24 protein-coding genes are annotated in these 23,580 nt (G+C 74.2%); 7 read left to right on the top strand and 17 right to left on the bottom strand.

Features of this window, described 5'->3' with window-relative positions:
- Positions 1-11 precede the first annotated feature (11 nt).
- Positions 12-1,691: a histidine kinase N-terminal domain-containing protein gene (locus AB0K34_RS22645; protein WP_364550635.1), complete on the bottom strand. Its 1,680-nt coding sequence runs from the start codon at positions 1,689-1,691 to the stop codon at positions 12-14.
- Between the two features lie 76 nt (positions 1,692-1,767).
- Between AB0K34_RS22645 and AB0K34_RS22650 the strand changes: the two genes are divergently transcribed.
- The 3 genes from AB0K34_RS22650 (at position 1,768) to AB0K34_RS22660 (ending at position 4,556) form a co-directional block, all read left to right on the top strand.
- Entirely contained in the window at positions 1,768-2,943 is a 1,176-nt protein-coding gene (locus AB0K34_RS22650) for an 8-amino-7-oxononanoate synthase (RefSeq protein ID WP_364550637.1), read from the top strand.
- Positions 2,944-3,055: 112 nt separating this feature from the next.
- Positions 3,056-3,784, top strand: a complete 729-nt coding sequence (locus tag AB0K34_RS22655; RefSeq protein WP_089326354.1) for a GntR family transcriptional regulator — start codon at positions 3,056-3,058, stop codon at positions 3,782-3,784.
- A gap of 139 nt (positions 3,785-3,923) precedes the next feature.
- Positions 3,924-4,556 (top strand): Uma2 family endonuclease, encoded by a 633-nt coding sequence (locus AB0K34_RS22660; RefSeq protein ID WP_364550639.1) that lies wholly within the window; start codon positions 3,924-3,926, stop codon positions 4,554-4,556.
- A gap of 4 nt (positions 4,557-4,560) precedes the next feature.
- Here the strand turns inward: AB0K34_RS22660 and bioB are convergent, their stop codons facing one another.
- A complete protein-coding gene (bioB, locus tag AB0K34_RS22665) occupies positions 4,561-5,556 on the bottom strand; it encodes a biotin synthase BioB (protein WP_301174142.1) in 996 nt (331 codons plus the stop codon).
- Positions 5,553-6,278 (bottom strand): dethiobiotin synthase, encoded by a 726-nt coding sequence (bioD, locus tag AB0K34_RS22670; protein ID WP_364550666.1) that lies wholly within the window; start codon positions 6,276-6,278, stop codon positions 5,553-5,555. Before bioD ends, bioB begins: the two co-directional genes overlap by 4 nt.
- 150 nt (positions 6,279-6,428) lie before the next feature.
- Here bioD and AB0K34_RS22675 point away from each other — a divergent pair, with 150 nt between their 5' ends.
- Positions 6,429-7,175 carry a hypothetical protein gene (locus tag AB0K34_RS22675; protein ID WP_364550641.1) on the top strand — a complete coding sequence of 249 codons (747 nt, stop codon included), beginning with the start codon at positions 6,429-6,431 and terminating at the stop codon, positions 7,173-7,175.
- Here the strand turns inward: AB0K34_RS22675 and AB0K34_RS22680 are convergent.
- Entirely contained in the window at positions 7,172-8,836 is a 1,665-nt protein-coding gene (locus tag AB0K34_RS22680; RefSeq protein ID WP_364550643.1) for a carotenoid oxygenase family protein, read from the bottom strand. The two genes, AB0K34_RS22675 and AB0K34_RS22680, sit on opposite strands and share 4 nt — an antisense overlap.
- 142 nt (positions 8,837-8,978) lie before the next feature.
- On the opposite strand from AB0K34_RS22680, the gene AB0K34_RS22685 reads away from it, so the two are divergent.
- Positions 8,979-9,485 (top strand): GNAT family N-acetyltransferase, encoded by a 507-nt coding sequence (locus tag AB0K34_RS22685; protein WP_240808177.1) that lies wholly within the window; start codon positions 8,979-8,981, stop codon positions 9,483-9,485.
- Here the strand turns inward: AB0K34_RS22685 and AB0K34_RS22690 are convergent.
- The 4 genes from AB0K34_RS22690 to AB0K34_RS22705 form a co-directional block, all read right to left on the bottom strand.
- Positions 9,467-9,658, bottom strand: a complete 192-nt coding sequence (locus AB0K34_RS22690) for a hypothetical protein (RefSeq protein ID WP_138639004.1) — start codon at positions 9,656-9,658, stop codon at positions 9,467-9,469. The genes AB0K34_RS22685 and AB0K34_RS22690 overlap by 19 nt on opposite strands.
- Positions 9,659-9,667: 9 nt before the next feature.
- Positions 9,668-11,014, bottom strand: a complete 1,347-nt coding sequence (locus AB0K34_RS22695; RefSeq protein ID WP_364550646.1) for a biotin carboxylase N-terminal domain-containing protein — start codon at positions 11,012-11,014, stop codon at positions 9,668-9,670.
- Positions 11,015-11,158: 144 nt separating this feature from the next.
- Positions 11,159-13,186 (bottom strand): elongation factor G, encoded by a 2,028-nt coding sequence (gene fusA, locus AB0K34_RS22700; protein ID WP_138639002.1) that lies wholly within the window; start codon positions 13,184-13,186, stop codon positions 11,159-11,161.
- A gap of 107 nt (positions 13,187-13,293) precedes the next feature.
- On the bottom strand, positions 13,294-13,926 hold the full coding sequence (locus tag AB0K34_RS22705; protein WP_240808175.1) for a GntR family transcriptional regulator: 633 nt from the start codon (positions 13,924-13,926) through the stop codon (positions 13,294-13,296).
- Between the two features lie 80 nt (positions 13,927-14,006).
- Between AB0K34_RS22705 and AB0K34_RS22710 the strand changes: the two genes are divergently transcribed.
- Positions 14,007-14,768, top strand: coding sequence for an NAD(P)-dependent oxidoreductase (locus AB0K34_RS22710; RefSeq protein ID WP_138639001.1), 762 nt, complete (start codon positions 14,007-14,009; stop codon positions 14,766-14,768).
- Between the two features lie 13 nt (positions 14,769-14,781).
- On the opposite strand, the gene AB0K34_RS22715 is transcribed toward AB0K34_RS22710, so the two are convergent.
- The 6 genes from AB0K34_RS22715 to AB0K34_RS22740 form a co-directional block, all read right to left on the bottom strand.
- Positions 14,782-15,729, bottom strand: a complete 948-nt coding sequence (locus AB0K34_RS22715; RefSeq protein WP_364550649.1) for a catechol 2,3-dioxygenase — start codon at positions 15,727-15,729, stop codon at positions 14,782-14,784.
- A complete protein-coding gene (locus AB0K34_RS22720) occupies positions 15,726-16,769 on the bottom strand; it encodes a 4-oxalomesaconate tautomerase (RefSeq protein WP_364550651.1) in 1,044 nt (347 codons plus the stop codon). The genes AB0K34_RS22715 and AB0K34_RS22720 overlap by 4 nt, the downstream gene beginning before the upstream one ends.
- A complete protein-coding gene (locus AB0K34_RS22725; protein ID WP_364550653.1) occupies positions 16,766-17,473 on the bottom strand; it encodes a 4-carboxy-4-hydroxy-2-oxoadipate aldolase/oxaloacetate decarboxylase in 708 nt (235 codons plus the stop codon). Before AB0K34_RS22725 ends, AB0K34_RS22720 begins: the two co-directional genes overlap by 4 nt.
- Complete coding sequence (locus AB0K34_RS22730) at positions 17,470-18,210, bottom strand: PIG-L deacetylase family protein (protein ID WP_364550655.1); 741 nt, start codon at positions 18,208-18,210, stop codon at positions 17,470-17,472. Before AB0K34_RS22730 ends, AB0K34_RS22725 begins: the two co-directional genes overlap by 4 nt.
- A 52-nt stretch (positions 18,211-18,262) precedes the next feature.
- The gene (locus tag AB0K34_RS22735) at positions 18,263-19,360 is read right to left on the bottom strand and encodes an FUSC family protein (RefSeq protein WP_301174152.1); all 1,098 of its coding nucleotides are present in this window, start codon (positions 19,358-19,360) and stop codon (positions 18,263-18,265) included.
- Positions 19,361-19,500: 140 nt separating this feature from the next.
- The gene (locus tag AB0K34_RS22740) at positions 19,501-20,721 is read right to left on the bottom strand and encodes a YncE family protein (protein ID WP_364550657.1); all 1,221 of its coding nucleotides are present in this window, start codon (positions 20,719-20,721) and stop codon (positions 19,501-19,503) included.
- Positions 20,722-20,859: 138 nt separating this feature from the next.
- On the opposite strand from AB0K34_RS22740, the gene AB0K34_RS22745 reads away from it, so the two are divergent.
- Positions 20,860-21,510: a TetR/AcrR family transcriptional regulator gene (locus tag AB0K34_RS22745; protein ID WP_364550659.1), complete on the top strand. Its 651-nt coding sequence runs from the start codon at positions 20,860-20,862 to the stop codon at positions 21,508-21,510.
- Positions 21,511-21,540: 30 nt separating this feature from the next.
- On the opposite strand, the gene AB0K34_RS22750 is transcribed toward AB0K34_RS22745, so the two are convergent.
- From AB0K34_RS22750 to AB0K34_RS22760, 3 genes are all read right to left on the bottom strand, one after another.
- Entirely contained in the window at positions 21,541-22,347 is an 807-nt protein-coding gene (locus AB0K34_RS22750) for a VOC family protein (protein ID WP_138633068.1), read from the bottom strand.
- A gap of 90 nt (positions 22,348-22,437) precedes the next feature.
- Positions 22,438-22,995 (bottom strand): hypothetical protein, encoded by a 558-nt coding sequence (locus AB0K34_RS22755; RefSeq protein WP_364550661.1) that lies wholly within the window; start codon positions 22,993-22,995, stop codon positions 22,438-22,440.
- Between the two features lie 96 nt (positions 22,996-23,091).
- On the bottom strand, positions 23,092-23,580 hold a 489-nt coding region (locus AB0K34_RS22760), incomplete at its 5' end, for a DUF5954 family protein (protein ID WP_364550663.1).

A 23,580-nucleotide genomic window follows, 5' to 3' on the forward strand; every position in this document is an offset into this window, starting at 1 on the left:
GCCGGAACCTGTCAGAACCTCCGGTGGACGTGGTCCAGCGGTACGTCCACCACCACCTCGGTGCCCCCGCCCGCGCGGGGGCGGAAGTCCAGCCGCCCGCCCAGCTCGCCCACGATCAGCGTGCGGACGATCTGCAGGCCCAGGCTGGTGGTGCTCTCCACGTCGAAGTCCGCGGGCAGCCCGACGCCGTCGTCCGCGACGACCGTCACCAGCCGCCGCCCGGCCCCCTCCGCAGGCTCCTCCTCGTGCGGGGCGCGCTCGTGCGGGGCGCGCGGCTCGTGCGCGCCCGGCACCGGCCACTCCCCCCAGACCTCCACCCCGCCCGGCTCGCGGCGCTGCTCGCCCTCGCCGTAGCGGCGCGCGACGACCTCCAGCGTCCCGAACCGGTTGGCGAGGCCGTGCTCCAGGGCGTTCTGCAGCAGCTCGGTCAGCGCCATCGCCAGCGGCGTCGCGATCTCGGCGGGCAGCACGCCGAAGCTGCCGGACCGCTTCGGGGTCACCTTCGTCTCCGGCGTCGACACCTCCCCCGCCATCGTGATCACGCGGTCCGCGATGTCGTCGAAGTCGATCAGCTCGTCCGGGGTGTGCGACAGGGTCTCGTGCACGATGGCTATGGACCCGACCCGCCGGACCGCCTCGTCCAGCGCCGCCCGCCCCTCCGGGATCCGCAGCCGCCGCGCCTGGAGCCGCAGCAGCGCCGCGACCGTCTGCAGGTTGTTCTTCACCCGGTGGTGGATCTCCCGGATGGTGGCGTCCTTGGTCATCAGCTCCCGGTCCCGCCACCGCAGCTCGGTGACGTCCCGGCACAGCACGATCGCGCCGATCCGGGTGCCGCCGACGACCAGCGGGATCGTCCGCAGCTGCATGATCGACCCGCGTGACTCGACCTCGACCTCGCGCGGCGCCCGCCCGGACAGCACCACGCTCAGCGCCTCCTCCATCGGCTCGCCGGTGTCGCACAGGTCCGCGGTGATCTGGCCGAGCGCCTCGCCGACCAGGTCGGCCGGGAAGCCGAGCCGCCGGTACGCCGACTGCGCGTTCGGGCTGGCGTAGGTGACCTTGCCCGACCGGTCCAGCCGCATCAGCCCGTCGCCGACGCGCGGCGAGCGGACCATGTTCGGCTCCTCGCCCGGCACCGGGAACCGGCCCTCGGCGATCATCGTCGCGAGGTCGCTGGCGCTCTGCAGGTAGGTCAGCTCCAGCCGGGACGGGGTCCGCGCCGAACTGAGGTTCGTGCTGCGCTGGATCACCCCGAGGATCTTGGCGCCGCGCCGCACCGGGATCGACTCCTCCCGGACGGGGATGCCGCTGCCCCACTCCGGGTCGCCCTCCCGGACGATCCTGCGCTCCCGCCACGCCACGTCGATCAGCCCGCGCCGCCCCGTCCGGACGACCTTGCCGACGAGGTCCTCGGGGTAGGCGGTGGGGCCGGTCGTCGGGCGCATCTGCGCGATCGCCACCCAGCCGGGGACGGCGGCGCCGGTGTCCATCCGGCCGCGCCGGCCGCGGCCCCCGCGCGAGCCGGCCTCCGCGGGCAGCGCGTCCGCCGACCGCAGCGGCACCCACAGCAGCAGGTCCGCGAACGAGAGGTCGGCGAGCAGCTGCCAGTCCGACACGAGCGCGTGCAGCCATTCCAGGTCGGTCTCGGTGAGATCGGTATGATCACGGACCAGATCGGTCAAGGTAGGCACCCGACCATCATCGCCCATCGTTCTTGGTGCCCGGGCGGTTGCCCCGGCCCCCGCGCGACCTGGCAGGATTCCCCGCATGACCGCGGTACGAGACCCCCTGGCCAGGCTCCGGGACGCCGCCGCGCGCCGCGCCGAGGCGGGGCTGCGCCGGACGCTGCGCCCCCGCCCGGACGGGCCGGCCGGCGGGCCCGTCGACCTCGCGTCCAACGACTACCTCGGGCTCGCCGGCGACCCCCGGCTGGTCGAGGGCGCCTGCGCCGCCGCCCGCGCGTGGGGCACCGGCGCCACCGGGTCCCGGCTGGTCACCGGGACGACCGCGCTGCACGCCGAGCTGGACCGGCGGCTCGCCGCGTTCACCGGCAGCGCCGCCGGCCTCGTGTTCTCCTCCGGCTTCCTCGCCAACCTCGGCGCCGTCACCGCCCTCGCCGGGCCCGGCACGCTCGTCGTGTCCGACCAGGCCAACCACGCCTCGATCGTGGACGCGTGCCGGCTGTCGCGCGCCCGCGTCGCGATCGTCCCGCACCGCGACGCCGCCGCCGTCGAGCGGGCCCTCGCCGACCGCGAGGAGGACGACGCGCTCGTGGTCACCGACGCGGTGTTCTCCGTGGACGGCGACCTCGCGCCGCTCGGCGCGCTGCACGCCGCCGCCCGCGCGCACGGCGCGCTGCTGGTGGTCGACGAGGCGCACGCGCTCGGCGTCGTCGGCGCCGGCGGCCGGGGCGCCGCGCACGCCGCCGGGCTCGCGGGCGAGCCCGACGTCGTCCTCACCCTCACGCTGTCGAAGTCGCTCGCGGCCCAGGGCGGCGCCGTCCTCGGCGCGCCCGAGGTGATCGAGACGCTGGTCGACACGGGCCGGTCGTTCATCTTCGACACCGGCCTGAACCCGCCCGCCGCCGGCGCCGCCCTCGCCGCCCTCGACGTGCTGGAATCCGACCCCGGCCTGCCCGCCCGCGCCCGTGACCGGGCCCGGCGGATCGCAAACCTCGCGGCCGGTTCCGGCCTGGAGACCACCGCCCCGGCCGCCGCCGTCGTCCCGGTCTTCCTCGGCGAGCCGCACACCGCGCTCCGGGCCGCCGAGATCTGCGCTGAGCATGGGCTCCGCGCCGGCTGCTTCCGCCCGCCGTCGGTCCCGAAGGGCCGCGCGTGCCTGCGCCTGACCGCCCGCGCCACCCTGGACGAGTCGGACCTCACACGCCTCGGCGAGGCCCTGGCGGAGGTCGCGTCTTCTACCGGTCGTAGTCTTCACGCATAACATCGGGGAGAACCCATGATGAACGTGAGGAGATGCCGTGACGGAGGTCAGGGGCGGGCCCCGGCACGGGGGCGGGTTCGAGCACGGCTTCGACCGTGCCTCGCTCGCCGGCATCGGCCAGCGGCACCCGAACCAGGCGCCGCGGATCCCCAAGTACTACAAGCTCAAAGAGCTGCTGGTCGAGCTGATCCAGTCGCTCCCGGCCGGTAGCCCGCTGCCGCCCGAGCGCACCCTCGCCGAGAAGTACGAGACGTCCCGCACCACCGTCCGGCAGGCCCTCGCCGAGCTCGTCGTCGAGGGCCGCCTCCAGCGCATCCAGGGCAAGGGCACCTTCGTCGCCAAGCCGAAAGTCGCGCAGGAGCTCCAGCTCGTCAGCTACACCGAGGACATGCGGCACCACGGGCTGCGCCCCGAGACCCGCATCCTGGAGGCCGGGTACGTCAGCGCCGACGAGAGCCTGGCGTCCCTGCTGTGCATCCGCCCCGGCGGCCGCGTCCTGCGCATCCACCGCCTCCGCCTGGCCGACGGCGAGCCGATGTCGATCGACACCTCGCACCTGCCGGCCCGCCGCTTCCCCGGCCTGCGCCGCGAGCTGTCGCGCCACCACTCCCTGTACGAGACGCTCGCCACCGCCTACGACGTCCACCTGACGGAGGCGGAGGAGACGATCGAGACCGTCCTCGCCACCCCCCACGACGCCCAGCTCCTCGGCGTCGACGTCGGCCTCCCCATGCTCCTGCTCTCCCGGCACGCCTTCGACACGACGGGCCAGCCGGTCGAATGGGCCCAGTCCCTCTACCGGGGCGACCGCTACAAGTTCATCACCCGCCTCAGCCGCTGACCCCCGCCCCCCTACCCCGAGGTCTTCGACCACGAGTTCGAATGATCCGACTACGTTGGGCATGGCTCTTCTCTACGATGAACGGGAGCAGAACGTGAGGGAGGGAGCACGAAGCGTGAAAATCCTGTCAAAGGAAGAAGTGTCGAGACTGCCCGATACGCCCTACAACCTGTGGGTGCGCGGCGAACTCGACGACCACGTTGACGCCCCCGAAGGATCCCGGATCGAGATCATCGGAGGAGAAGTCGTCGTGTCCCCGCCCCCAGGGCTCCCGCACAACGCCATCGCAGGGGACATCAACTACGCAACGGTCCGGGCCCACGTGCTCCGGCCCGACTTCGGCTGGAGGACCGACCAGGGAAGCGGGATGCCCCTCGTCGGCGTGGGGGACGGGTTCGTCCCCGACCTGATGATCCTGGACGAAGAGGTGTACCTGGCCGCGCGCCGCTCCCAGGTGCGGACGCTGGTCCCCGACCAGGTCGAACTGGTGGTCGAGGTCACTTCCCACAGCAACGCGGCGAATGACCAGCAGCCCACCGGGCGGGGACACGGCGACAACAAGGGGAACGGCTACGCCAGAGCCGAGATCCCCTACTACCTGCTGGTAGACCGCTCTCCGAAGGTCGCGCGCTCCATCCTCTACTCCATTCCGGACCAGGCACTGGGCGCCTACCTGCACCAGGAGTCCTGGGCGTTCGGCGAGGCGATCCACCTTCCCGAACCGTTCGACATCTCCATCGACACTTCTGAATGGAAGCCCTGGGACCAGTGAGTCCCTACAGGGTCTGGCTGAGGGCCTTGATGGGCATCTGGAGGTCGGTGAGCAGGTCCAGGTCCTTCTGGGCGGGGCGGCCGAGGGTGGTCAGGTAGTTGCCGACGATGATGGCGTTGATGCCGCCGAGCATGCCCTCGCGGGTGCCGAGGTCGCCGAGGGTGAGTTCGCGGCCGCCGGCGTAGCGGAGGATCGTGCGGGGCAGGGCCAGCCGGAACGCGGCGATGGTCTTCAGTGCCTCGGTGCCCTCGACCAGCGGGAGGTCGGCGAACGGGGTGCCGGGGCGGGGCGCCAGGAAGTTCAGCGGGACCTCGTCGGGTTCGAGCTCGGCGAGCTGGGCGGCGAACTCGGCGCGCTGCTCGACGGTCTCGCCCATGCCGACGATGCCGCCGCAGCACACCTCCATGCCCGCGGCCTTCACCATGCGGAGGGTGTCCCAGCGCTCCTCCCACGAGTGGGTGGTGACCACGTTCGGGAAGTGGGAGCGGGCCGTCTCCAGGTTGTGGTTGTAGCGGTGGACGCCCATCGCGGCCAGCTCGTCCACCTGCTCCTGGGTGAGCATGCCGAGCGAGCACGCGATGTTGATCTCGACGGCGTCGTTGATGGCCTTGACGCCCTCGCGGACCTGCGACATCAGCCGCTCGTCCGGGCCGCGGACGGCGGCGACGATGCAGAACTCGGTGGCTCCGGTCTGCGCGGTCTCCTTCGCCGCCGCCACCAGTTCCGGGATGTTCAGCCACACCGACCGGACCGGCGACTCGAACTTGCCGGACTGGGAGCAGAAGTGGCAGTCCTCGGGGCAGCCGCCGGTCTTCAGCGACACGATGCCCTCGACCTCGACCTCCGGGCCGCACCAGCGCATCCGGACCTCGTGCGCGAGCGCGAGCAGGTCCTCCAGCCGGTCGTCGGGCAGGGCGAGGACGTCCAGGACCTGCTGTTCGGTCAGGCCCCGGCCCTCCTCCAGGACCTGGCGGCGGGCGGTGTCGAGGATGTCCGTCACGTGCTCTCCTTGTCGAGGCCGAAGCTGTCGCGGAAGGCGGCGGCGTCGAAGCCGCCGCCGAACGAGGGGGCGAGGCCACGGTGCGCGGCCACCAGGAACTCCGCCGGGTCCAGGGCGCCCGCGCCGGCGGGCAGCGCGCCGGACAGCGGGCGGGCGGCGATGGTCTCCAGGTCGCGGATGTTGCTGCGCATCGCGAGGTCCGGGTCGTCCGGCCAGGCGCCGATCACGATGCCGGCGAGCTGCACCCCGCGGTGCGCCATCGCCTCCAGCGTGAGCGCCGTGTGGTTGAGCGTGCCGAGGTCGGGCCGGGCCACGACGACGACGGCGGCGCCGAGCCAGCGCGCCAAGTCGGCGATCGTGGTGCCCTCCTCGTCGTAGCGGACGAGGAGCCCGCCCGCGCCCTCCACGAGCACCAGCCGGCGGGTGGCGGCGAGTTCCCCGACGCGTTCGGCGGCCTCCGCCAGCCGGACCGGCGGCAGCCCGGCGGTGCGGGCCGCGGCGGCCGGGGACAGCGGGTCGGGGAAGCGCGCGAACTCGTGCACGTCGTCGAGGGCGGCGAGCCGGCGCACGTCGTCGAGGTCGCCGGGCCCGGCGCCGTCCACCCCGGTCTGGCCCGGCTTGACGACGGCGACCGACGCGCCGCGGGCGGCGGCGACCGCGGCCAGCGCCGCGGTGACGACCGTCTTGCCCACGCCGGTACAGGTCCCGGTCACAACGAGCACACTCACAAGGCGGCACACTAGCGCGGGCCCGCATCGGGGACGCCCGCCGGATCCCACAGTCTTCGGCGGCCGTTTTTGTAACGGGCGGAACGGCGGGCGGCGCGGGCGCGTCAAAGCTCCATGGCCGGTCCGTACACACGTTCCCGCTGGGTGCCGGCTCTCGCCTGCGCGGCGCTGACCGCCTGCGCGGCGGTCGCCTGCGGCGAAGGGTCCGGCAGCGCCGGGCCCCCGGCGCCCACCACGTCCGCGACCTCGTCCCCCGCCAAGGACACCCCCGCCGGTGAGCAGCTCGTGCTCCGCCGGCGCCAGACCGGAGGCATCGCCGGCATCGGCGGCCCCGGTAGCGTTCCCGACTTCTCGCTCTACTCGACCGGACGCGCGGTCGCGCTCGCCGGGAGCGAGCTGACCGAGTACCGCCTGAAACCGGACGCGCTGCGCCGCCTCCTCGACGAGGCGCGCGCGGCGGGTCTCGACCGCTCGCACACGGTCGGCTCCGACCGGATCGCCGACGCGATGGTCACGGTCGTGACCATGGGCGGCGCGACGACCCGCGTCATCCAGCCGGAGTCGCAGGCGGGCCCGGAGGCCCGGTTCCTGAAGCGGCTCGACCCGGCCGGGTGGCCCGCGTCCGACCAGGCCGCGAAGCCCGCGCCGTACCGGCCCGCGAAGACGGCCGTCCTCGCGGGCGAGGCGGCCGGGACCGGCACCGTCCGGACGTGGCCGCTGGACCCGCTCAGCGACGGGGTGCCGGTGGCCGGGGCCGTCTGCACGCTCGCGCCGTCCGCGAAGGTCCCGGACGCGAAGCCCGGCACGGCGTGGCGCAGCGAGGGCAAGACCTACTCGGTCCGCCTGCGGCCCCTGCTGCCCGGCGAGTCGTCCTGCCGCGACGTGGCTTAGCGTCCGTCCAGTTCGGCGGCGACCTCGCGCGCGGTCGCCGCCAGTTCGGGGTCGAGCCGGTCGAGGCGCTCGTCGAGGTCGTCGGCGAAGCGGAGGCGTTCGACGTCGGGCGCCGGGACGGCCTCCGGCATCCACGCCGAGTGGATCAGGAACGGCACCGTCGTGCCGCGCGGCGGCGCCAGGACGGCGACGGGGCCGCGCCCGACGCCGGCGGCGTCGAACAGCTCGACGCGGAACCGGTCGTCGTTGTGGACGGCCACGACCAGGTAGCCCTCGTGGCCGCCGGGGTCCGCGCCCGCGTAGCGGCTGCCGCCGTGCCCGCGCGGGACGAAGGACGGCGACGTCGGGTAGTCGTCCAGCGCGAACGTCCACTCCGACAGGGCCTTGAGGTCCTCGCGGTCGTGGCTCACCAGGACGGCCGGTGTCTCCTCGGGCGGGAACAGGGACGGGTCGATCCGGCCCGCGTAGTTGCGCAGGGCGCGCCGGTTCACCGCCTCCGGGTGGAACCCGAGGTAGATGAGGTGGTGCCGGGTCGGGGCGCGCTGTCCCTCGATGCTCCAGTCGATCGCGGACAGCTCCGCCTGCCACCAGCGCTCGGGGTCGCGGGCGCGGGCGCGCTCCAGGACGCGGCCGGTCTCGGGGTCGAACTGCATGACGGTGGTGAGCGCGGGCGCCATGCCGTGGCAGTACATGCCGCGCAGGGCGGGGTCGATCGGGCGGCCGTGGACGTCGACGTCGTCCTCGCGCAGGTACATGCCGATGTCGACGCCTTCGCCGTGCTCCATGACGACCTGGACGCCGTCGGAGTCGTCGTAGCGGGCGTAGAAGTGGTTGACCTCGGGCGCGAGCCGGAACTGCGCGCAGGCCACGGTCGCCCTTCCGGGAGTGAGGTCGTCCTTGCGGATCAGCAGGACGGGCCCGTCCGGGTTGTTGGGCGCGGTCCGGTCGCCGCCGAAGATCTCGTCGACCTCCAGCTTGAACGCGGTGTCGGCCAGGACCAGCCAGTCGCGGGTCTGGGTGATGGTGTGCGTGGCCTGCGGCAGCGCCGCGCCCTCGACCTCCCAGCGCCGGACGCGGGTGCCCGTCCCGTCGTAGCGGATCACCGAGACGGCGCCGGTCAGCACGTCGCGGCTGACGCTCCACAGGCAGCCGCGTTCGGGGTCGACGACGGGGTGGGCGGTGGTGGCGACGAGCGGCAGGACGGCGTGGTCCATCGCGGGCCTCCAGTCGTCGCGGTGGCCGACCTCGGCGACGAACTCCAGCGTGACCGGGTCGACCTCGACCGGGCGCCCGGCGTCCCAGGTGGCGAACAGCCGGTCGCCCCACGGCAGCGGCGCGGTGTTGGCGGCGTTGACGAACCCCCATGGCGAGTCGGTGCCGACGGGGCCGGCGGTGAACAGGTCGGGCCGCCGTCCGCGCAGCCGTACCGACGGCGTGCCGATGACGCGGGCCCGCCACGGGAACCGGCCGTCCGGTCCCGGCCGCAGCGGCATCCGCGCGACGATCCCGTCGCCGAAGAACGCGTGCCGGGGGCGGGTCCGCTGGTCGGAGGTGCTGACGACGTAGTGGCCGCGCACGTCGTCCGGCCAGGTCCCGGCGACGACCTCCAGGTCCAGGTCGGTGACGTCCTGTGTGCCGAGGATGGAGCGGGGAACCGGCATCAGTCCTCCAGTGTTATTGGCTCCCCGCCAATCAACAGGCGGGCGCCCGGCGCCGTCAAGCCCGCCCGGAGGGCCGCCGCGCATCCCGAATACCCTGGTTCGGCGCGGTTCGTCGGCCGCGGTGGCAGTGGGGGAAATGCGCATGCTCATGGAGGACGCCGGACGGGTCGTGGTACGGCCGGCCCGGCCGGAGGAGTACGGCCTTGTCGGCGAGCTGACCGTGGAGGTCTACGTGCACGGCGGGCTGGTGTCGCCCGAGTCGTCGTACGTGCGGACGCTGCGGGACGCGGGCGACCGGGCGGCCAAGTCGGAACTGCTGGTCGCCGAGGTCGCGGGCGAGATCGCCGGTGCGGTGGCGTACTGCCCGCCCGGCAGCCCGTACGCGGAGCTGGCCGGCCCCGGCGAGGCCGAGTTCCGGATGCTCGCCGTCCGGGAGGCGGCGCGGCGGACGGGCGTGGGGCGCGCCCTGGTGCTGGCCTGCGTCGAGCGGGCGCGCGCGGCCGGGCTCAGCGGGCTGCGGCTGTCGACGCAGCGCAACATGACCGCCGCGCAGCGGATGTACGAGCGGATGGGGTTCGTCCGCACCCCGGAGCACGACTGGTCGCCGGTACCGGGCGTCGACCTGCTGACCTACGCGCTGCCGCTCTGAGGCTGCAGCTCGCCGTGCGCGGCGCAGCGGGCCGTCCAGCCGAGCGGGGTCACCTGGACGACCATGCGGCGGCGGCAGTGCGCGCAGTAGCGGGGCGGTTCCATCTCGCGGGCGGCGCGGCAGGCGGCGTGGTCGCCCTCGGCGGCGGGCTCGCCGCAGCGGTCGCAGTACACGGGCCCACCCTATGCCGGGCCGCCGGCGCGCATGCGGGCGACGGTCCCGGTGTCGTAGGTCCCGTCCGCGAACTCGCGGCGGTCGAGCAGCTCGCGCAGGAACGGCAGGTTCGTCGGCGGCCCCTCGATGCGGAAGGCGTCGACGGCCGCGCGGGCGAGGGCGAGCGCGTGGACGCGGTCGGCGCCGTGCACGGACAGCTTCGCGATCAGCGGGTGGTAGTGCGGGGTGACGGTGTTGCCCTCGGCGTAGCCGGCGTCGATGCGGATGCCGTCGCCGACGGGCTCCTCCCACACCTTGATCTCGCCGGAGCCGGGCAGGAAGCGGTGCGGGTCCTCGGCGTGGACGCGGAACGCGATCGCGTGGCCGCGCGGTTCGGCGGCGGTGAACGAGACCGGCTCGCCGGCGGCGATCCGGAACTGCTGCTCGACGAGGTCGATGCCGGTGACCATCTCGGTCACGATGTGCCCGGACGGCAGGCGGGTGCTCATCTCCAGGAAATAGAACTCCTGCGCGGCCGGGTCGACGAGGAACTCGATGCTGCCGGCGCCCTGGTAGCCGACGGTCTCCCCCGCGCGGACGGCCGCCGCCAGCATGCGCGCCCGCAGCTCGGGGGTCAGGCCCGGCGACGGGGTCTCCTCGACGATCTTCTGGAAGTGGCGCTGGACGGAGCAGTCGCGCTCGCCGAGCGCGAGCACCGTGCCGTCCGCGAGGCCGAGGATCTGCACCTCGATGTGCAGGGCGCCCGGCACGTACCGCTCCAGCAGGACCTCGCCGTGCCCGAAGACGCCGTCGGCGGCGGCGCGGGCGGTCGCGTACGCGGCGTGGACGGACCGCTCGTCGTGCGCGACGGCGAGGCCGATGCCGCCGTCGCCCGCGGCGGGCTTGAGCATCACGGGGTAGCCGACGCGCGCGGCCTCCTCGGCGGCGGTGCCGGCGTCCGGGACCGGCTCCCACGCGCCGGGCGCGACGGGGACGCCGGCCTCCTTCATCAGGTTCCGGGAGTTGATCTTGTCGCCCATCCGGGCGACCGCGAGCGGCGGCGGGCCGACCCAGACCATGCCGCGGCCCGCGACCTGCCGGGCGAACGAGGCGCTCTCGGCGAGGACGCCGTCGCCCGGGTGGACGGCCCGCGCGTTGGTGCGGTGCGCGGCCTCCAGGATCGCGGCGGCGTTGAGGTAGCCGCGGGCGGGGTCGGCGGGGCCGATGAGGACGGCCTCGTCGGCCTCGGCGACGAACGGCAGGTCGGCGTCGGCCTCGGAGTACACGGCGATGGCCTTGAGGCCCATCGCCCGCGCGGTGCGCAGGATCCGGCCGGCGATCTCCCCGCGGTTCGCCACGAGCACGGACTCGAACACTGCGGCCTCCTCCTCGCGCGCGCCCGGACCGGGCGTCCCGTCCCGGCAGAGACTAGTGCCGATCGCCGCCGCATGCCCCCTCGCCGGCGGACGTGCGTCCGGCCCCGTCCCCGGTCTGGACCGGGACGGGGCCGGACGCCGCGTTCAGCCCGCCGCGATGATCTTCGCGGCGGCCGCGGGCGGGACCTCGGCGTGCGCCGCGAACCGCATGGTGAAGACGCCGCGGCCGGACGTCATGCCGCGCAGGTCCCCGACGTAGCCGAACATCTCCGCCAGCGGGACGAGAGCCTGGACGGTCCGGGCGCCGCCGCGCTCGCCCGTCCCCTCGACCCGGCCGCGGCGGCCGTTGAGGTCGCCGATGACCGCGCCGAGGTGCTCCTCGGGCGTGGTGACCTCGACGGTCATCACGGGTTCGAGCAGCACCGGGGACGCGCGCCGGAGCGCCTCCCGGACCGCCAGCGAACCGGCGATCTTGAAGGCGAGCTCGGACGAGTCGACCGGGTGGAAGTCGCCGTCGGTGAGGACGACCCGCACGCCCGTCATCGCGTAGCCCGCGACGGTGCCGGTCCGCAGCGCCTCCTGGCAGCCCGCGTCCACGGACGGGACGAACTCCTTCGGGATCCGCCCGCCGGTGATCCGGTTGACGAACTCGTACCCGTCCTCGATGGGTTCGAGGGCGATCTGCACCTTCGCGTACTGGCCCTTGCCTCCCGTCTGCTTGCGGTGCGTCAGGTCGACCCGCGGGACCGCCCTGCGGATCGTCTCGCGGTAGGCGACCCGTGGGCGGCCCACGTTGGCCTCGACATGGAACTCCTCCTTCAGGCGGTCGACGAGGACCTCCAGGTGGAGCTCCCCCATGCCGCCGATGACGGTCTGCCCGTCCTCGTCGCGGACCTGGAGGGACGGGTCCTCCTCCGCCAGCCGGTGGACGGCCGCGCCCAGCCTCTCCACCTCGCCCCGGGACCTCGGCTCGATCGCGACCTCGATGACCGGGGCCGGGAAGTCCATGGACTCCAGGACCACCGGGTGCGCGGGGTCGCACAGCGTCTCGCCGGTGGCGGTCTGCTTGAGGCCCATGACGGCGACGATGTCGCCCGCGCCCGCCGCGCCGATCTCCACCCGCTTGTCCGCGTGGACGCGGTAGATCTTGCCGATCCGCTCCTTGCGGCCCTTGGCGCCGTTCAGCACCGCGTCCCCCGGCTCCAGGCGTCCGGAGTAGATCCGGACGAAGGTGAACCGGCCCAGGTGCCGGTCGGTCACGACCTTGAACGCGAGCGCGGCCAGCGGCGCCTCGTCCGAGACCGGCGTCCCGCCGGAGACCGGCGCGACGTCCAGCGGCGACGGCAGGTACCGCACCACCGCGTCCAGCAGGGGCTGGACGCCCTTGTTCTTGAACGCGCTGCCGCACAGCACCGGGGTCGCGGCCGACGTGACCGTCAACCGGCGGATCGCGGCATGGAGCTGCTCCTCGGACGGCTCGACGCCGTCGAGGTACAGCGCCATGGCCTGCTCGTCGTGCTCGGCGACCGTCTCGACGAGCGCGCGCCGCCACCGCCGCGCGTCCTCGGCCAGGTCGGACGGGACGTCCACGACCGTGTGCCGCTCATCGGGCCAGACGTGGGCCCGCATGGCGACGAGGTCGACGACGCCCTCGAACCCGGCCTCGGCCCCGATCGGCAGCTGCACGGCCAGCGGCACGGCCCCGAGCCGTTCGCGAATCATGTCCACGCACCGGTGGTAGCCGGCGCCGGCGCGGTCGAGCTTGTTGACGAAGCAGACGCGCGGCACGCCGTACCGGTCGGCCTGCCGCCACACCGTCTCCGACTGCGGCTCGACGCCCGCGACGCCGTCGAACACGGCCACGGCCCCGTCGAGGACGCGCAGGCACCGCTCGACCTCGATGGTGAAGTCGACGTGGCCCGGCGTGTCGATGAGGTTGACCGTGTGGCCGTCCCAGTGGCAGGTCGTCGCGGCCGAGGTGATCGTGATGCCGCGGTCGCGCTCCTGCTTGAGGTGGTCGAGCGCGGCGGCGCCGTCGTGGACCTCGCCGATCCGGTGGGAGACGCCGGTGAAGAACAGGATCCGCTCGGCGGTCGTCGTCTTGCCGGCGTCGATGTGCGCCATGATCCCGATGTTGCGGACCTTGGCGAGGGCAAGGGCGGTGGTTGTCATCGGGATCCTCCTTTTCGCTCGATGACGACCGCCGCGGGACAAGATCGTCCTTCGCGGCATCCGCGACGGTAACCGCCGGGGCCGCGCGGGCGCGAGGGGTTTTCCCGTCAGGGGCCGGTGCCGCGCTCGACCTCGGGGAGGGTCTCGATGACGCTGCGCAGGTGGGCGCGGGCGGCGCGCTCGGCGGCGTCCGGGTCGCCGGCGGCGATCGCCTCGATGATGTCCAGGTGCTGCGGCAGCGAGGTCTGCGGCCGGCCGGGGTGCACGGCCAGCCGGAACTGGTGCCGGACGTTCTGCGCGCGCAGCCGCTCCAGGACGCCGGCCGCCGTCCGCTGCCCGCCGATCTCGCGGACGCGGCGGTGCAGGAGCTCGTTCAGCCGGGAGTAGCCGAGCACGTCGCCGGACGCCACGGCGGCGCGCATCTCCTCCCCGATCTCCCGCAGCTCGGCGGTGTCGGCGGCGGTGGCGCGCGCGGCGGCCTTCGCGGCGCACAGGCCCTCGACCACCATCCGGACCTCGGAGATCTCGACGGCCTCCGCCAGGGACACCGCGCGGACGCGGGCGCCGCGGTTCTGCACGCGCTCGATGAGCCCCTCGCCGGCCAGTTCGGCGAGGGCCGCGCGGACCCCGGCGCGGCTCGCGGCGAACTCCTCGGACAGGTCCGCCTCGATCAGCCGCTGGTTCGGCACGAACCGGCCGCTCAGGATCGCCTCGCGGATCCCGTTCACCACGTCGGACACCGGCACTCCCGGATTGTCGCCATTTTTGTCGCTGATCTAGGGTAGCCGGTGCGGGACATCTCGGCAGGGAGGAGAGCGGCATGCCCATCGTCGCCGTACTGGGACTGGGCGAGGCGGGCGGCGCCATCGCGGCCGACCTCGCCGCGGCGGGCGCGGCCGTGCGGGCCTACGACCCGGCCGTCCCCGCGCCGGACGGCATGACGGCCTGCCGGGGCGAGGCGGACGCCGCGGCCGGGGCCGATCTCGTGCTGAGCGTCAACAGCGCGCACGACGCCGCCGCCGCGCTCAGGGCCGGTGCCGGGGCGGTCGGTGACGGCGCCGTCTGGGCCGACCTGAACACCGGCTCCCCCGGCCTGAAGCGGGAGCTCGACGCGGTCGCGCGGGAGCGCGGCGTCCGGTTCGCCGACGTGGCGATCATGGCGCCGGTGCCGGGGCGCGGGCTCCGCACGCCGCTGCTGGTCAGCGGCGCCGGCGCCGACCGGGTCGCGGACGTCCTCGGCCCGCTCGGCGCCGATGTCCAGGTGATGGACGGTCCCGCCGGGCTCGCCGCGGAGCGCAAGCTGCTGCGCAGCGTGTTCTTCAAGGGCCTCGCCGGGGCGGTCGTCGAGGCCCTCGAAGCCGCGCGGGCCGCCGGCTGCGAGGACTGGCTCCGCGCGAACATCGTCGAGGAGCTGACCGCCGCCGGCGAGCACACCGTGGACCGGCTGGTCAGCGGCACCCGCAAGCACGCCGTCCGGCGCGCCGCCGAGATGGAGGCGGCGGCGACCATGCTGGCGGAGCTGGACGTCCCGCCCGCGATGGCCGCCGCCAGCCGCGACCTGCTGCGCCGCCTCGCCGGATGACCCCGGCGGTGCCCTAGCCGACCGGCGGGGTGCCGTGGGTGTGGAACGACTCGATCGTCTTCAGCCCCCACGCCTGGCCCTTCGCGCGCTCGGCCTCGGTCCAGGTGATCGTCTTCCAGTCGGGCGCGAGGACGAGCCGGGCGCACGGATTGCACAGCTCGACGCGGTTGCCGCCCGGCTCGTAGACGTAGAGGAAGAACGTCTGCTGGATGGCGTGCTTGTGCGGCCCGGTCTCGATGAAGACGCCGTTGTCGAGGAAGATGTCGGCGGCGCGGAGGATGTCCTCGCGGGTGTCGGTCGCGAACGCGATGTGGTGCAGGCGGCCGTTGCCGCGCGTCCAGTCCCGCGTGTAGACGAGGTCGTAGGACTTGTTGGTGAAGGTCAGCCACCGCGCGCCGATGGTGCCGTCGTCCAGCCGGATCTGCTCGGTCGGGTGCGCGCCGAGCACGTCCCGGACGAAGCCGGTGCTGGGCTCGACGTCGGCGGCCAGGAAGTTGACGTGGTCGAGGCGGCGGACGCACACGCCCATCGCCGGGTACGCCTGCGCCTGGTTCTTCAGCGACGGCGCCAGCTCGGGCGGCGCCTCGTACCACTCCGACTCCCAGTAGATCTCCAGCTCGTGCCCGTCGGGGTCGCGGAAGACGTAGGCCGGGCCGAGGCCGGGGTCGCCGTCCCGCCAGCCGATGCCGAGCCCCGCGTCCTCGATCGCCCGGACGCGCCGGTCGAGCGCCTCCGGGGAGGACGCGCGCAGCCCGGTCCGCCGGATGCCGGACGTGGTGTGCGCGGTGAGCTTGAGGGTGTGGTGCTCGTAGTCGTCCCAGGTCCGCAGGTACACCGAGTCGCCCTCGGCGCCGACCTCGGTGAGGCCCATGACGCGGGTGAAGAACCACAGGCTCTTCTCGGGCTCGGGGGTGAGCAGCTCGACGTGCGCGACGTGGGCGATCTCGTGCTCAACGCTCATGGGGAACTCCGGGGGAAGACGGTTCCGTCGAAGAGTTTGCGCGCGGTCCGGACGACGGCGGCGCGCCGGACGGCCGTGCCGTCGAGCTCGACCGCCGCGTCCAGCCGGCCGGCCAGGTGCTCGATGCCCAGGGGGGCGCCGGGCGGCGGGAGCTCGGCGAGGTCGCGGCCGACGGCGCCGTCCAGCAGCAGCGCGGTGGCGACGGTGACGGCGCCGAGGACGCCGATCGAGGCGTGCATCCGCAGCGGGATGAACGTGCGGGTGCAGATCGTCCCGCCGTCGCGGGGCGGCGCGACGAGGGTCGTCTTCGGGATCGAGCTGGCCGCGACGTCGCCGAGGCCCATCAGCTCGCCCGCCGCGAGCCGCAGCGCCTGGATCCGGTCGCGCATGTGGGACAGGTCGGTCTCGTAGCCGGTGGCCCCGAGGTCGGAGGCGGCGGCGACCACGACCGGCATCCCGTTGTCGATACAGGTGACCTCGATGCCGCCGACCACGTCGCGGACGCGGCCGGTCGGCAGCAGCGCCCCGCACGCCGAGCCCGCCGTCCCGGCGAAGTCGAGGTCGATCCGCGCCGCCGTGCCGGGCACGCCGGAGATCGCGGTGCCGCCGGCGTAGTCGACGGCGCCGCCCGGCGTCGGGAACGTCGCGGTCGCGACGCCGCCGGAGTTGACCATGCGGATCCGGACGCGCGTCGAGTCGCCGCCCGCCGGCACGAGCCCGCGCTCGACGGCGAACGGGCCGACGCCGGCGAGCAGGTTCCCGCAGTTCTGCCGGTCGGAGACCGCCGGCTCCTCGACGCCGAGCTGGAGGAACAGGTAGTCGACGTCGGCGTCCGGGCCGGCGGACCGGGACACGATCGCGACCTTGCTGGTCAGCGGGTGCGCGCCGCCGATGCCGTCGATCTGCCGCGGGTCGGGGGTGCCCATGATGCGCAGCAGCAGGCCGTCGCGCTCGGCCGGGTCGGACGGCAGGTCCCCGGCGAGGAAGTAGGCGCCCTTGGACGTGCCGCCCCGCATCAGCATGCAGCGCACGCCGCTCATGCGTCCCCGTGCCCGATGTAGTCGGCGTGGTCGACGTACTCGATGCCCATCCCGGCGAGCCGGGCCCGCAGCCCGTACCGGTCGAGGCCGAGTTCGCCCTGCTGGAAGGCGGCGCGGGTCGCGGCCTCCTTCTCCTCGCGGGCCCGCGCGGCCCGCACCGCCTCGGCGGCGGACTCCCGCGCGACGCGGACGACCCCGTCGTCGTCGGCGAGCAGCACGTCGCCCGGCCGGATGACCTGCCCGCCGATGGTGATCGGCACGTTCACCGCGCCGGGCGTGGCCTTCACCGTGCCCTGCGCGCTGACGGCCGCCGACCAGACCGGGAAGCCCATCGCGTGCAGGTCGGCGACGTCCCGCACGCCCGCGTTGATGACGAGCCCGCGCACGCCCCGGTGCTGGAGCGCGGTCGCGAACAGCTCGCCGAACATGCCGTCCGTGGACGGCGAGGTCGTCGTGACCGCCAGCACGTCGCCGGGGCGGCACTGCTCGACCGCGACATGGATCATCAGGTTGTCGCCCGGCCACGCGAGGACGGTCACCGCCGTCCCGGCGACGCGCGACCCGAGGTGCACCGGCCGGATCGACGGGCCGAGGTAGCCGGTGCGGCCCATCGCCTCGTGGACGGTCGCGACGCCGTACCCGGCGAGGGCGTCCACCGCGGCGGCGTCGGCGCGCGGCGGGTTCGTGACGACGACGGTCCTCATGCCAGCTCCGTCGTGGTCTGCGGGTACAGCCGGACGAACGCCTCGGCGCGGGTGTCGTGCGGCAGCCCGAGGTTCGGGCCCGCGTTGCGCTTCAGCTGGACGCCGCGCCGCTTGGCGAGGTCGGTGTAGTAGTCCCACATGTGGACCTGCGCGGGCAGGCACTCCATCGCCTTGCGCTTCCTGTCGAAGACGGAGGTGATGTCGAGCAGCACGTTCGGCTTGAAGTCGCACTGCTCCGGCTGGTGCGGTTCGAAGAAGAACACCGGCGGCGCCCCGAGCGGCTCCCCCGGCGCGTCGTAGCCGATCGCCTGCGCGAGCACGCGCGCCTGCAGCGCCATCCGCGCGGCCGCCGGGTGGTCGCCGTTGTAGGGGTCGGCGAGGGTGTGGGTCAGGACGACGGCCGGCTCGACGTCCCGGTAGACGCGGACCAGGCGGTCGACCAGCTCCGGCGACTCCACGAGCGGGTAGTCGCCAGCGTCCAGGAACTCGATCTCGGCGCCCAGTTCGGCGGCGGCGGCCTCGGCCTCGTCCCGGCGGAGCCTCTTGATCTCCTCCAGCCGCTTGCCCTCGCGCCACGCGCGGGCGGACTCGCCGCGCTCGCCGTAGCTGAGGCACACGACCTTGGCGCGGTCGCCGCGCGCCGCGGCCAGCGCGATCGCGCCAGCGGCGCGCCAGACGAAGTCGCCCGCGTGGGCGCTGATGACGAGGAGGGGGCCGGACGAGGCGGAAGGACTCATGGGTCGCACTCTTCATCTTGTCACCCAAATTGTCAACAATTCTGCGGACAAGCTAGCCCGGTGCGCGCAGGCCGTCCAGCAGCAGCCGGCTCAGCCGCAGGAGCTCCTTCTGCGGGTCCCACAGTCCGGGGGCGTCCGTGCCCGGCCCGAGGTGCGGTTCCTCCAGGCGGCGCTGGATCCGCTCCACCGCGGCGAGCGCCTCCTCCTCCGGCGTCCCCGGCAGCTCGCAGACGATCCCGGCGAGGCCGCGCAGCAGGTCGGCGTAGCCGCGCCGGAACCTCGCGCCGAGCCCCGGCTCCGCCGCGTCCTCGCCGTCCCCGTCGAGCTGGCGCAGCGTCCCGGAGATCGACCGGGCGTAGGCGGCCGTCTGGTCGAGCATGTTCAGCTCGCGCGGCGCCGGCCACCGGTCGCGGTGGCCCTGCCAGCGCAGCGGGTAGCCGCGCAGCTTCGCGCGCGGGTTGGCGCGCAGGCTCTCCTCGCCCTGCTCCAGCGAGTACCGCGCCTCCTCCTGCACCCTGGCCAGCCGCGTCTCGCGCTCGTCCCAGCGCGCCCGGCCGCCCTCCTCCTCGGCGGCCTCGCCGGCGAGGGCGTCGAGCGCGTCGGCGAGCGCGTCCCGCACCTCCCGCACGGCGTACTCGGCGCGGCGCAGGTACAGCGGCGGGAAGAGCGTCGCGTTCACGATCAGGCCCACCGCCAGCCCGAGCGCGACGTCGCCCAGCCGCGGCAGCGTGTAGCCGACGACCTCGTGGCCGCCGAGCAGCAGCGCGAACAGCGCGGTGAACGCGACCTGGGACGACTGGTCGCCGAGCCGCCGCCACCCGGAGGCCATCATCGCCAGGACGAGCACGACCGCGATGCCGAGCGTGGTGGGGCCGAGCAGCAGCCCGACCGGGATCGCGAGCCCGGCGCCGATCACGAACCCGGCGCCGTACGCCACGCTCTCCCGGACCGACCGGACCACCGACGGGTACACCCCGAGCAGCGCGGCCAGCGGCGCGAAGTACGGCTGCGGATGCCCGACCGGGTACTTGGCGATCAGCCATGCGACGACGGCCGCGACGACGGCCTTGGCGGTCAGCCTCGCCCGCTCCGCCCAGTAGCGGCGCCCCGCGAAGGGCAGCAGCCGGCTACGAAGTCCTCCGGTCGGCATCGCATGGCGGTTCCCCGCGCCCGCGCGCCCAATCATGGGGCCGCCGCGCGGCCCGCCGGGATGTGGGTGGCGGCGGGGCGCGCGGCGGCCGGTCTCGGAGCGGGCCCGGGGGGCGGCCCCGGAGACGGGCCCGCCGGGGGTCAGCCCTTGGCCGGGTCCAGGCCGGCGAGGGCGGCCGGGGTGAGCTTGGCGGCCCGCTCCCGCTGCGGGAAGCGTCCGACGTCGATGCGGGCGACCTCCTTGGCGGTGCGGTAGTCGACGACGGAGATCTGGTCGTCCTCGGCGAGCGAGACGAAGCAGTCGCGGCCGTTGGGGCTGGTCTGCGTCCAGTACGGCAGCGCGTCGGTGGCGTAGTGGACGGTCCCGTCCGTGGTCAGGCCGGGCCGGGAGACGATGGAGACGTAGTCGTCGATCGTCCCGGCCACGCACAGCTTGGACTCGTCGGCGTTCATCGCCATGCCGTGGTGCGCGGAGTTCTGCGGGTAGTCGTCCGGCTTCATCTTGGCGGCCTTGTCGCTGAACGGCATGTTCACCGTCCGGGTGGTCTTACCGGCCGCCAGGTCGTACTCGATGAACCCGTTGAGGTAGGACAGCTGCGCGTACATCGTCCTGTTGTCGCGGGTGAACACCGCCGGGCGGATCCCGTACTCGAAGGTGTAGGTGCGCAGCGGCTTGAACGTCTTCGCGTCGACCGCCGTCACGGCCCTCGACCCCTTGAGGCCGTTCAGCAGCTTCGGCAGCGAGGTGACGCCGATGCTGGAGTTGTAGAGGACCGTCCCGTCGGGCGAGTAGTCGTTCGCGTGCGGGTAGGCGCCGGTGGCGAAGCTCGTCAGGAGCTTCCCGGTGGCGGTGTCGATGACCTCGGCCTTGCTCGCGGTGGTGGCCGAGACGACGAACTGCCTCCCGTCCGCCGACAGCACCGCGTGGTCGGCCTTGAAGCCCTCGGTCTTGTGCCGCCACAGCATCTTCTTGGTGGCGATGTCGAACGCGACGGCGTCCGACAGCACGCCGCGCGAGATGTAGAGGGTCGTGCCGTCCGGGGAGACGGCCATGTCGTCGACGAGCTTGCGGTAGCCCTGCGCGGCGTTGACGGCCTCGTAGCCGATCCGCTCGACGATGTTCATCGAGTCGAGGCGCTCTTGCAGGTCCGGGACGACGTTGATGGAGCCGAGGTTCCGGTAGGTGGCGGTGTCGATGAAGCTGACGGTGCCGCCCTGGCCGTTGCCGACGGCCATCACGTCGCGCAGCGCCGGCGCCCCGGCCGGCCGGGCCTGCGCGGGCGGCGCGCCGGTCATCGCGGTCGCCGCCAGCACGGCGCAGCCGAGCAGCGCGGTGCGTCGGCGGAGACGTCGGGAAGGCATCGCGTCCTCCTGCGGGGGTGTGCCTCGGTCTGAAAACGACCGTGTTCCGACTTGGTTACTGGACAGTAATGCAGGGTGATGTGCGACACAAGACCCAAGATGGGGGAAAATGCGATCCGAGGGGCGGGGAGGAGCGACGTGGCGGGCAGGCGCGCGAGTCCGACCGGCCGGTACGGCGGCCGGTCCGCGGCCGAGCGGCGCGCCGAGCGGCGCCGCCGGTTCCTGGACGCCGGGCTGGAGATGTTCGGCCGCGGCCCCGGCTACCGCGGCACCACCGTCGCCGCGCTGAGCGAGGCCGCCGGGCTGTCCACCCGCCAGTTCTACGAGGAGTTCCGCACCCTGGAGGACCTGCTCGCCGAACTGCACCTGGAGGTCAACGACGCCGCCGAGCGCGCGGTCGTCGAGGCGCTGCCGTCCGTCGAGGGCCTCGGCCTCGCCGCGCGCACGGCCCGGCTCTTCCGCGCCTACGCCGCCGCCGTCACCGCCGACCGGGCCCGCATCCGGATCGCCTTCGTCGAGATCGTCGGGGTCAGCCCCCGGCTGAACCGGCAGCGCCTCACCCGCCGCGCCGGCTGGGTCGACTTCATCTGCGCGGAGGCGGCGGCCGCCGCCGCGCGCGGCGAGATCCCGGACCGCGACTACCGGATCGCCGCGACCGCCTTCATCGGCAGCATCAACGGGCTCCTGCACGACTGGAGCGCCGGCTGGGTCGACGCCACCCTCGACGAGGTCATCGACGAGCTGGTGCTGATGCTGCTCGGCCGGCTGCACGCCCCCGACGCGGGCTGAGGCGCCGGGGCGGGCTGAGGAGCCGGGGCGTCAGGGCCGCGTCCGCGTCTCGGTGACGTCGCGGATGGTCGGGGCGATGAAGGCCAGCCGGGCGCCGGTCGGGTCGGTGATGATGGCGAAGCGGCCCAGCTCGATGTCGCTCGGCGGCACCCGCACCCGGCCGCCCAGCTCGACGGCCTTGGTCGCGGCCTCGTCGCAGTCGGCCACCCAGTAGTAGGGGATCCAGTGGGGCGGGTAGTCGGACGGCCAGTGCTGGCCCATCGGCACCATGCCCGCGACGGACCAGTCGCCGATCTTCCAGTCGGTGTAGCCGGCGGTGTAGTAGTCGCGGTCCACGGGCCGCCAGCCGAAGACCTCGCCGTAGAAGCGGCGCGCCTGCTCGACGTCGCGGGACGCCAGCTCCACCCAGCACATCGCGGACGGCTCGTCCTGCACCCCGGCGCCCTGCAGGTGGTACGGGTACCAGAAGGCGAAGTCGGCGCCCTCCGGGTCCGAGCACAGCGCCATCCGCCCGAGGTTGGCGATGTCGGTCGGCTCCACCAGGACCAGGCCGCCCGCCGACTGCACGGCCTCCACCGACGCCTCGACGTCGTCGCTGCGGAAGTAGCACGTCCAGGACGAGGGCAGGGTGTCGTCGGCGAGGGCCTGCATCCCGCCGACCTCCGGCCCCTGGACACCGCCGAGGGTGAAGATCTCGTAGTCGCCGATGTCGACGGTCAGCGTGTAGGAGTGCCACCCGAACAGGTCGCAGTAGAACCGCTTCGAGGTCTCCGGGTCGGGGCTGGCCAGCTCCGCCCAGGTCGGGAAGCCCGGGGCGTAGGAGGTCACCTCGGGCATCGCCGGCCTCTGACAGGTCGCATGCCCCCACCGTAGGGAGGGGCGCGCAATCTGCGCTGTCCGGAATCGCCAAGATCGCTCAAAGCGGTCTCAGACGCTCACCACCGTCTGGAGGAGACCCCACACGAAATGGGCGACATACCGGTCACCGTCCGGCAGCGTGATGGTGGCGTGCCAGCGGCTCGGCGCGTCGCCGTCCTGGTGGGCCACCGCGCCGAGCCGCGCGTCGACGTCCCCCACCACGCACGACCAGGGGACGAGGTCGTCGACGCCCGCGAGCCGCGGCACGGGGGCGGCGTCGTCCCGGACGAGCCACTCCTGCACGACCGAGCCGTCCGGCGCCATCATGATCTCGAAGCGGAGCCCCGGCCACAGCGGCAGCGGCGGCCACCACGCGGTCGCGCAGGCGACGTCGCCGACGCGCCGCTCCGCCGTGCCGGCGGGCGGGCCGAGGACGGCCTCGTAGCGGCGCATGCCGCGCGGAAACGTCCGGGACCGCAGGATGCGCTGCCAGCGTGCGTTGGCCTCCCGCATCTCGGTGCGGGACGCACCGAGCGCGCGCATCGCGTCCTCGACCATGCCGGGCTGGTAGTCGGCCATGCGGCGGAGCAGGACGAGCTGGAACTCCCGCCGCGCGAATCCCTTCATCGCCCGCCACGCTACCCCTCCTCCCCCGGCCCGCGCGGCCTCCGGTTCAGCGCGGCCTCCTGTTCAGCGCGGGGCCGGGTCAGCGCGGCCTCCCGGTCAGCGAGGGAGACGGCCGGTGACCGGTTCCTCCAGGTCGCGCTCGGACGGCCGGGGCGGCTCGGGGCCGTCCGGGCCGCGGCGCACGACGTACTCGACGCGGACCACCCGGAAGCGGCGGCCGCGGACGGCGACCTCGGTGCGCCGCGTGCCGTCGCGCAGCAGCCGCGCCGCCGCCCGGTAGGCGGCGACGTCACCGGGGGACGGCCCGTCCAGCAGCGGCACGACGAGGTCGAAGTACGCGGCGAGGTGCTCGCGCACGGCGGCCGGGCTGTGCAGGAACGGGCCGTGCAAGAACGGACCATGCAGGGAGAGACCATGCAGGGACAGACCGTGCGGGAACGGACCGTGCGGGGCCGGGCCGTCGGCGCCGAGTTCGGCGACGGTGAACCGGGTCGGCAGCCGGACGGCGCGGGGGTGGGTGGCGAGCGCGCGGCGGGCGTCCCCGGCCAGCTCGGGCGGCACCGCCGGCCCCGCGGGGAGCCACGC

The organism is Actinomadura sp. NPDC049382, from assembly GCF_040677125.1.
Taxonomy (GTDB): Bacteria; Actinomycetota; Actinomycetes; order Streptosporangiales; family Streptosporangiaceae; genus Spirillospora; species Spirillospora geliboluensis.

Bases quoted from the DNA above. Each gene is read 5' to 3' on its own strand.
- AB0K34_RS22650 (WP_364550637.1), top strand. From the start codon at position 1,768: ATGACCGCGGTACGAGACCCCCTGGCCAGGCTCCGGGACGCCGCCGCG.
- AB0K34_RS22680 (WP_364550643.1), bottom strand. From the start codon at position 8,836: ATGCCGGTTCCCCGCTCCATCCTCGGCACACAGGACGTCACCGACCTG.
- AB0K34_RS22685 (WP_240808177.1), top strand. From the start codon at position 8,979: ATGCTCATGGAGGACGCCGGACGGGTCGTGGTACGGCCGGCCCGGCCG.
- fusA (WP_138639002.1), bottom strand. From the start codon at position 13,186: ATGACAACCACCGCCCTTGCCCTCGCCAAGGTCCGCAACATCGGGATC.
- AB0K34_RS22710 (WP_138639001.1), top strand. From the start codon at position 14,007: ATGCCCATCGTCGCCGTACTGGGACTGGGCGAGGCGGGCGGCGCCATC.
- AB0K34_RS22715 (WP_364550649.1), bottom strand. From the start codon at position 15,729: ATGAGCGTTGAGCACGAGATCGCCCACGTCGCGCACGTCGAGCTGCTC.
- AB0K34_RS22720 (WP_364550651.1), bottom strand. From the start codon at position 16,769: ATGAGCGGCGTGCGCTGCATGCTGATGCGGGGCGGCACGTCCAAGGGC.
- AB0K34_RS22725 (WP_364550653.1), bottom strand. From the start codon at position 17,473: ATGAGGACCGTCGTCGTCACGAACCCGCCGCGCGCCGACGCCGCCGCG.
- AB0K34_RS22730 (WP_364550655.1), bottom strand. From the start codon at position 18,210: ATGAGTCCTTCCGCCTCGTCCGGCCCCCTCCTCGTCATCAGCGCCCAC.
- AB0K34_RS22735 (WP_301174152.1), bottom strand. From the start codon at position 19,360: ATGCCGACCGGAGGACTTCGTAGCCGGCTGCTGCCCTTCGCGGGGCGC.
- AB0K34_RS22740 (WP_364550657.1), bottom strand. From the start codon at position 20,721: ATGCCTTCCCGACGTCTCCGCCGACGCACCGCGCTGCTCGGCTGCGCC.
- AB0K34_RS22750 (WP_138633068.1), bottom strand. From the start codon at position 22,347: ATGCCCGAGGTGACCTCCTACGCCCCGGGCTTCCCGACCTGGGCGGAG.
- AB0K34_RS22755 (WP_364550661.1), bottom strand. From the start codon at position 22,995: ATGAAGGGATTCGCGCGGCGGGAGTTCCAGCTCGTCCTGCTCCGCCGC.